Annotated in this window: 7 protein-coding genes; all 7 read right to left on the bottom strand. The window is 57.9% G+C overall.

Features of this window, described 5'->3' with window-relative positions:
• Positions 1–51: 51 nt before the first annotated feature.
• From hisF to hisG, 7 genes are read right to left on the bottom strand one after another with little or no spacing between them, the layout of a single operon-like run.
• Positions 52–825, bottom strand: a complete 774-nt coding sequence (hisF, locus tag CX651_RS16420; RefSeq protein WP_101056909.1) for an imidazole glycerol phosphate synthase subunit HisF — start codon at positions 823–825, stop codon at positions 52–54.
• Positions 807–1544 carry a 1-(5-phosphoribosyl)-5-[(5-phosphoribosylamino)methylideneamino]imidazole-4-carboxamide isomerase gene (hisA, locus tag CX651_RS16415; protein WP_101056908.1) on the bottom strand — a complete coding sequence of 246 codons (738 nt, stop codon included), beginning with the start codon at positions 1542–1544 and terminating at the stop codon, positions 807–809. The genes hisF and hisA overlap by 19 nt, the downstream gene beginning before the upstream one ends.
• The gene (gene hisH, locus CX651_RS16410) at positions 1541–2203 is read right to left on the bottom strand and encodes an imidazole glycerol phosphate synthase subunit HisH (RefSeq protein ID WP_101056907.1); all 663 of its coding nucleotides are present in this window, start codon (positions 2201–2203) and stop codon (positions 1541–1543) included. The genes hisA and hisH overlap by 4 nt, the downstream gene beginning before the upstream one ends.
• Entirely contained in the window at positions 2203–3270 is a 1068-nt protein-coding gene (gene hisB / locus CX651_RS16405; RefSeq protein WP_101056906.1) for a bifunctional histidinol-phosphatase/imidazoleglycerol-phosphate dehydratase HisB, read from the bottom strand. The genes hisH and hisB overlap by 1 nt, the downstream gene beginning before the upstream one ends.
• Positions 3271–3313: 43 nt before the next feature.
• Positions 3314–4417: a histidinol-phosphate transaminase gene (gene hisC / locus CX651_RS16400; protein ID WP_101056905.1), complete on the bottom strand. Its 1104-nt coding sequence runs from the start codon at positions 4415–4417 to the stop codon at positions 3314–3316.
• Positions 4418–4422: 5 nt separating this feature from the next.
• Entirely contained in the window at positions 4423–5781 is a 1359-nt protein-coding gene (gene hisD / locus CX651_RS16395) for a histidinol dehydrogenase (protein WP_101056904.1), read from the bottom strand.
• 3 nt (positions 5782–5784) lie between these two features.
• On the bottom strand, positions 5785–6681 hold the full coding sequence (gene hisG, locus CX651_RS16390) for an ATP phosphoribosyltransferase (RefSeq protein WP_025011635.1): 897 nt from the start codon (positions 6679–6681) through the stop codon (positions 5785–5787).
• Positions 6682–6970 lie beyond the last annotated feature (289 nt).

Raw genomic sequence — 6970 nt, 5'->3', positions numbered from 1 at the left:
CGCCAATTGCTGTGCAAGCCAGAGTGCCACGAGGACTTATTCGCACCTTCCTTAGCTGCGAATGGCGACGCCGCTTTGCTTGAGAAAGGCTTTCAGCGCCTGGATCTCTATGATCCCCTTGTGAAATACGCTGGCGGCCAGGGCGGCATCGACCTTGGCCTTGGCGAAGACCTCGAGAAAGTGCGCCATGGTGCCGGCGCCGCCGGAGGCGATAAGCGGCACATCGCAGACGGCTCTCACTTTGGCAAGCTGCTCGATATCATAACCCTGGCGCACCCCATCCTGGTTCATCACATTGAGGACGATTTCGCCGCAGCCCTGACGTTGCACCTCTTCGACCCAATCCAAGGTGTGCCATTGGGTGTCGCGGGTCGCCGCTTCATCGCCGGTAAACTGTTTCACCTTATAGCTGTTATCATTGGCATCGAAGAAAGAGTCTATACCCACCACTATGCACTGGCGGCCGAATTCATCCTGCAGCCTGCGAATAAGGCTGGGATCCGACAGTGCCGGTGAATTGATGGAGATCTTGTCGGCACCGAATGCCAGCAGCTCGCGTGCCTGGGCCAGCGTCTTGATGCCACCGGCCACGCAGAAGGGTATGTCTATCTGCTGCGCCACCCGGCTGACCCAGGACTTATCCACCACCCGCGAGTGGGCGCTGGCGGTGATATCATAGAACACCAGCTCATCGGCGCCTTCGGCGGCATATCTGGCCGCCAGCGGCACGATATCGCCTATGGTTTCGTGGTTACGAAACTGCACGCCTTTGACCACCTTACCGTCCCGTACATCGAGACAAGGGACTATACGTTTTGCCAGCATGCGATCGCCTCCTCTACGCTGAATTCGCCGGTTAGCAAGGCCTTGCCGATAATCAGGCCGCTGGCGCCGGAATCCCTGACTGCGGCCACATCATCCAGACTGGCGATACCGCCGGAGGCCTGCCAGGCGATATCGGGAAAGGTCTGCGCCAACTCGCGGTACAGGGCTGTGTTGGCGCCCGTCATGGTGCCATCACGACTGATGTCGGTGACCAGGGCATGTTTAAGGCCCAAAGGGGCAAACTGGGCCACCAGAGATTCCAGGGTTTTGCCACCGCCACTCTGCCAGCCGTGAACCGCCACTATTTTCTCGCCCGCGGCATTGATATTGACATCCAGCGCCAGACAGATGGCATCCGGGCCGTATTGTTCGAGCCAGGCGCCAACCAGTTTGGGCTCACGCACCGCCAATGAACCTATCACTACCCGGGAAACCCCGGCCTTGAACAGTTCATCGAGCTGACACTGACTGCGCACGCCGCCGCCCACTTGCAGTGGTGTATCCAGGGCGGCTGCGAGCGACGCTATCAGGCTGCTCTGGCAGCGCTCAGGGTCCTTGGCGCCGGTCAAGTCCACCAGATGCAAGAGTGAAGCCCCCTGGGCCTGATAAGCGAGCAGTTGAGCCTCAGGTTGCAGATTGAAGCGGGTCTCCTGTTGGTAATCGCCCTGAAACAGGCGCACTACCTGACCTTCTATAAGATCGATTGCCGGTATAATCATGCTGCAGCTCCGTTAAAATCATCCTGGGTCAGAGTGAGAAAGTTAGCCAGGATAAGGCTACCGATAACGGCGCTCTTTTCCGGGTGAAACTGCACTCCCATAAAGTTGTCTTTGGCAATGGCGGCGCTGAAACGCTCGCCGTAACAGCATTCGGCTATGGTGGCCGCGGAAGGCGCGGCGCAAAAGGAATGGACGAAATAGCAGTAGCTGCCTTTATCGATACCGGCAAACAGCGGGTGTGCCTGGCCGTTGGCATCAAGTACGGGGCTCAGTTGATCCCAGCCCATATGTGGACTGGGCAACCCCTTGCAGTCGAGCTGGCGTATAGTGCCCGGGATCAGCCCAAGACACTGGCATTCATCGGCATTCTCGCCACTTTCCTGCGAGCTGTCACACATGAGCTGCATACCGAGACACACTCCCAGCACCGGCTGTTTCAGCGCCTTGATAACAGGAATTAACTGCTTTTCAGTGAGCGCCGCCATGGCGGCTCTGGCTGTGCCCACACCGGGAAGCACCACTCTTTCGGCGCTGCGGATAACCTCGGCATCATCACTGATACAGACTTCGGCGCCGAGGCGCTCAAAGGCGTATTTTACCGAGCTCAAGTTGGCGCAGCCGGTATCTATAATCACTGTCTTGGCAATGGCTTGGGTCATTACAACACTCCCTTACTGGAAGGCAAGGCATCACCTTCAACCTTGATGGCCTGGCGCAGAGTGCGCCCCAGCACCTTGAACAGCGCCTCTACCTTGTGGTGGTCGTTGTCGCCCTCGCAGCCAAGGTGCAGGGTGCAGCGCAGGCCGTCGGCAAAGGAGCGAAAGAAGTGCGCTACCATCTCTGTGGCCAGCTCACCGACCTTTTCCCGCTCAAATACGGCGTTGAACTTGAGGAAGGGACGGCCGGAGAGATCCAGCAGGCAGTCGCCGCGGGCTTCATCCATTGGCAGGGAAAAACCGAAGCGGGCAATGCCGCGTTTATCGCCCAGCGCCTGACGCAAAGCATCGCCCAGCGCCAGCGCGGTATCTTCCACACTGTGGTGATCGTCTATCTCAAGATCGCCGTCAACCTTGACCGCCAGTTTGAAGTTGCCGTGGGTGGCAATCTGATCCAGCATGTGATCGAAAAAGCCTATGCCGGTATTGATGTCGCTGTTGCCGGCGCGGTCGAGATCCACCTCGACCCGAATGTCGGTCTCTTTGGTGGTGCGCACCACAGTTGCCTGGCGACCCCGGCTCAAGAGGGCATCACAGATATCGCCCCAGTTGAGCTTTTCCCTGTCATAGCGATAGCCGGTCAAGCCCATGGCCTCGGCCAGGGCAATATCGGTTTGCCGATCACCAATAACTGCCGAGCGGGTGAAATCCACCAGGCCCTGGGTCAGAAACTCTTTTACCAACCCGAGTTTGGGTTTGCGGCAACTGCAGTTTTCATCGTTGAAGTGAGGGCAAATCAACACCTCGCTGAAGTTGACCCCCTGGCTTGAAAAAATCTGCATCATCAGATTGTGGGGCGCATCGAAGTCTTCTTTCGGGAAGGAGGGCGTGCCCAGGCCATCCTGATTGGAGACCATCACCAAGCGGTAACCGGCGCTTTGCAGTTTGAGCAGCGCCGGAATAACGCCGGGTTCAAACACCAGCTTATCCAGTCTGTCCACCTGTTTGTCGGTTTGCGGCTCTTCAATAAGGGTGCCGTCGCGGTCGATAAAGAGTATTTTCTGGCTCATTGATGTTTCCTTGTGCCGGCCGCTGCCGGGCTGATTATTATCGTTATTGCACCTGGCTCAGGGCGGCTAGCAGCCGCTCGGTATCTGAGTCATCGCTGAAACTGAAACGTATGGCGTCGACAAGACGCGGATCCCGGTAGCTGCGGGCGACTATGCCAAAGCGCTGCAACTGCTCACGCACCTTGGGGGCATCGGCGAAATACGCCAGCAGATAGTTGCCGCCACTTGGTAGTACCCGGGCACCGAGTCTTTCCAGCGCCGCGGCCACTCTTTGTCCCTGGGTCTTGAGTAGCGCCACATCGGCCTGCATTCTGGCTATGCCCTCAGGGCTTAATGCCGCAGCCGCCAAGCATGCCACAGGGACAGGTACCGGGTAGGGGGCCAGCACCTGTTTTACCATCTCGATAATGCCTTCATTGGCCAACATAAAGCCGCAGCGGGCTCCGGCCAGGGCAAACGCCTTGGAGAGGGTGCGCAGCACGACCAGGTTGGGATACTCCTTGAGCAAAGAGGCGGCGCTCAGCTCGGGGCTGAATTCAATATAGGCTTCATCCACTACCACTAGCGTGTCTGGCATGGCCTCGAGTATCCGCAGAATTTCACCCTGGCTTACCCAGGTGCCTGTGGGGTTGTTGGGGTTGCAGATAAACAGCAGTTTGGCGCCTTGGGCCTGGGTTAACGCTTTGGGCAACTGAAAATTGTCATCCAACGACAGCGCCTTGACCTCGACATTGAAGGTCGCGGCGCTGATGGCGTACATGCCGTAGGTGGGGCCAAAGAGGGCGATGCTGTCTGCCCCCGGGGTGCAAAAGGTGCGGATAAGCAACTCTATCGCTTCATCGGCGCCGCGGCTGCAGATGAGCTGCAAATCTGAGACTCCGGCATAGGCGGCATAGGCGGCTATCACCTCTGGTGGCTGGCACTCGGGGTAGCGGTTGACCCGGTCGATATCCGTGTGGTTGAAGGGGGATTCGTTGGCGTTGATCCAGACTTCCCCCTGGCCGCCAAGGCGCCTGGCGCTTTGATAGGGCTCGAGTGCCAAAAGCTCGGGGCGGGCCAGAGTAGCGGCAAGCTCGCGGCTTTGGTGGGTAACGGCTATTGTTCCTTTCTTGGCATCCGCAGTGGCGGTATTAATGGCTGCAGGCATGGTGTTTATTCCTCCATTCTCGCGGACGGCGCGCGCGATGATGAAACACTCTCGGTTGAACCTTCGGAGCCGGATACCCCAAGAGAGGCCAGACGCAGGGCAACGGCATTGCTGTGAGCGTCAAGCTGCTCTGCCTGGGCCAGGGTCATTACCGAGGGCCCCAAGGCGCACAGACCTTCGGCGCTCAGCTCCTGCACGGTAAAGCGGCGGCAGAAATCTGCCAGTGACAGGCTGGATACCGAGCGGCTGTAGCCGTAAGTGGGCAGCACATGGTTGGTGCCGCTGGCGTAATCACCCACAGATTCCGGGGTGTAGGGGCCGAGAAACACAGAGCCGGCAGCGCGAATTTGTGCCAGCACTGCTCTTGGGCTGCGGGTCTGGATGATCAGGTGCTCGGGGCCATAGCGGTTGGAAACGGCTGCAGCCTTATCCAGTGAATCGAGCAGTAAAATACGGCTTTCGGCCAATGCCTGGCGGGCAATATCGGCGCGGGGCAGAGCCGCAAGCTGCTTGTCCAGCTCTTGGATGACGGCTTTTGCCAGCGATTCACAGTTAGAGAGCAATATCACCTGAGAGTCGGGACCGTGCTCGGCCTGTGACAGGAGGTCAGCCGCCACAAAGGCTGGATTGGCAGTCTCATCGGCGATGACCAGCACTTCGGATGGCCCTGCCGGCATGTCGATACTGACTCGCGCCCTGGGATCCTGGGACAACTGGCGCTTGGCTTCGGTGACATAACGGTTGCCCGGGCCAAATATCTTGTCCACCGGGGCTATGGTCTCCGTGCCCAATGCCAGCGCGGCAATGGCCTGGGCGCCACCGGATTGGTAAATATCTTCGATGCCGCATTCGCTGGCGGCGTAGATGATGGCGCTGTCTATCGGAGCCGGGCTTATCAAGACCCGGCGGCGACAACCGGCGATTCGGGCCGGCAGCGCCAGCATCAACACAGTGGAGATCAGCGGCGCGCTGCCGCCCGGTATGTAGAGGCCGACGCTGTCTATGGCTTCGCTTCTGAGCTCACAGCGCACTCCGGCCTGGGTATTGATATCCAAAGCCTGAGGCTGTTGCGCGCTGTGGAACACATCTATGTTGGCCATGGCGGTCTTGATGGCGTCTTTGAGCTCAGGGCTAACGTCCTGGGCAGCGGCCTTTATCTGCGCCTGACTGAGGGCGATATTCTCAAGGGGGATATTATCAAAGCGCTCGCTGTACTCCCTGAGGGCTTGGTCTCCCTTGGCGGCGACGGCCTCAATGATCTCGCCGACGCTCTGCTCGAGCGCTTTGCTGCTTACCAGGGAGGAGCGCTGGAGCGCGGCGGCCTGCTCGCTTTCGCTCAGTTTGTCCCATACCAGATACTGCATGCTTCACCCCATCATCTTTTCAATTGGCATTACCAGAATCGAGCTGGCACCGAGCTTGGTCAGCTCTTCCATTGTGTCCCAAAACAGATCTTCTGTGCTGACCGCGTGGATGGCGACCCGGTTGCTGTCATCGTTGAGCGGCAACACTGTGGGGTTCTCGGCGCCGGGCAGCAGGGCAACAATCTGCTCCAGGGTTTCAGTGGGAGCGTGCAGCAGGATATATTTGCTTTCCCGGGCACGGATGACGCCGTTGACCCGGCTCATCAGCTTGTCGATCAAGGCCTGTTTGGCCGGGGTTTGGGTTTGCTGTGATTGGATGACACAGGCCATAGAGCGGAAGATAACTTCGGTCTCGTACAAGCCATTGGCTTCCAAAGTGGCGCCGGTGGAAACCAGATCGCAGATCCCGTCGGCGAGTCCGGCACGGGGGGCCACTTCTACCGAGCCCTTGAGCATACAATCGCGATAACTTATGCCCTTATTTTGCATAAAACGGCGCAACAGGTTGGGGTAGGAGGTGGCAATTCGCAAGCCTTCCAGTGAGGCGGCGTCCTGATAAGGGAACTCACTGGGTACCGCCAGCGATAAACGGCAGGCGCCGAAGTCCAGTTGTCTGAGTTTGTTGCAGGCCGAAGGTTTGCCCAGTGTCTGCCGTTCTATCTGCTCCTCTTCCAGCACATTCTCGCCAATGATCCCCAAATCGACCACGCCATCCATGACCAGGCCGGGAATGTCGTCATCACGCACCCGCAGCAGATCCAGCGGCATATTGTCGGCGTGGGCTATCAGACGTTGTTCGTTGACGGTGAATTTTACGCCGCAGTTTTTCAGCAGTTGTTGTGATTCTTTCGAAAGCCGGCCCGATTTCTGGATAGCGATGCGCAGTCGATTTGAAGTCATAGTGGTCATTCCTGTTGGTCAATTCAATCTTGGTTAAAAAACTCAAATCCGGAAACGAAAAACCCCCGGAATTCCTTCCAGGGGTTTTCAGATCTTATGAATCAACCGCCAGAAGGAATGAACCTTCGGCAGTCAGCTCCGAAGGCTACCGCTCGTGGTGGTGATGATGGATAGCGTTGCGAAGCTGTGTCATGTAATAAATCCTGTGATTTCACGCTGTAATTTGGCAGCGCATAAACATTCAATTCTGAGCCAATTCGGCTGGCGTGTTTTTAAGCTAATCCCTTTG

It is taken from the genome of Shewanella chilikensis, assembly GCF_002836945.1.
Classification (GTDB): domain Bacteria; phylum Pseudomonadota; class Gammaproteobacteria; order Enterobacterales; family Shewanellaceae; genus Shewanella; species Shewanella chilikensis.
Note: the sequence above shows the minus strand (reverse complement) of the source record. Positions and strands in the feature narration are given on the sequence as shown.

What these genes read in the sequence shown, in the direction of transcription:
- hisA (WP_101056908.1), bottom strand. Translation starts at nt 1,544, where the DNA reads ATGATTATACCGGCAATCGATCTTATAGAAGGTCAGGTAGTGCGCCTG.
- hisB (WP_101056906.1), bottom strand. Translation starts at nt 3,270, where the DNA reads ATGAGCCAGAAAATACTCTTTATCGACCGCGACGGCACCCTTATTGAA.
- hisC (WP_101056905.1), bottom strand. Translation starts at nt 4,417, where the DNA reads ATGCCTGCAGCCATTAATACCGCCACTGCGGATGCCAAGAAAGGAACA.
- hisD (WP_101056904.1), bottom strand. Translation starts at nt 5,781, where the DNA reads ATGCAGTATCTGGTATGGGACAAACTGAGCGAAAGCGAGCAGGCCGCC.
- hisH (WP_101056907.1), bottom strand. Translation starts at nt 2,203, where the DNA reads ATGACCCAAGCCATTGCCAAGACAGTGATTATAGATACCGGCTGCGCC.
- hisG (WP_025011635.1), bottom strand. Translation starts at nt 6,681, where the DNA reads ATGACTTCAAATCGACTGCGCATCGCTATCCAGAAATCGGGCCGGCTT.
- hisF (WP_101056909.1), bottom strand. Translation starts at nt 825, where the DNA reads ATGCTGGCAAAACGTATAGTCCCTTGTCTCGATGTACGGGACGGTAAG.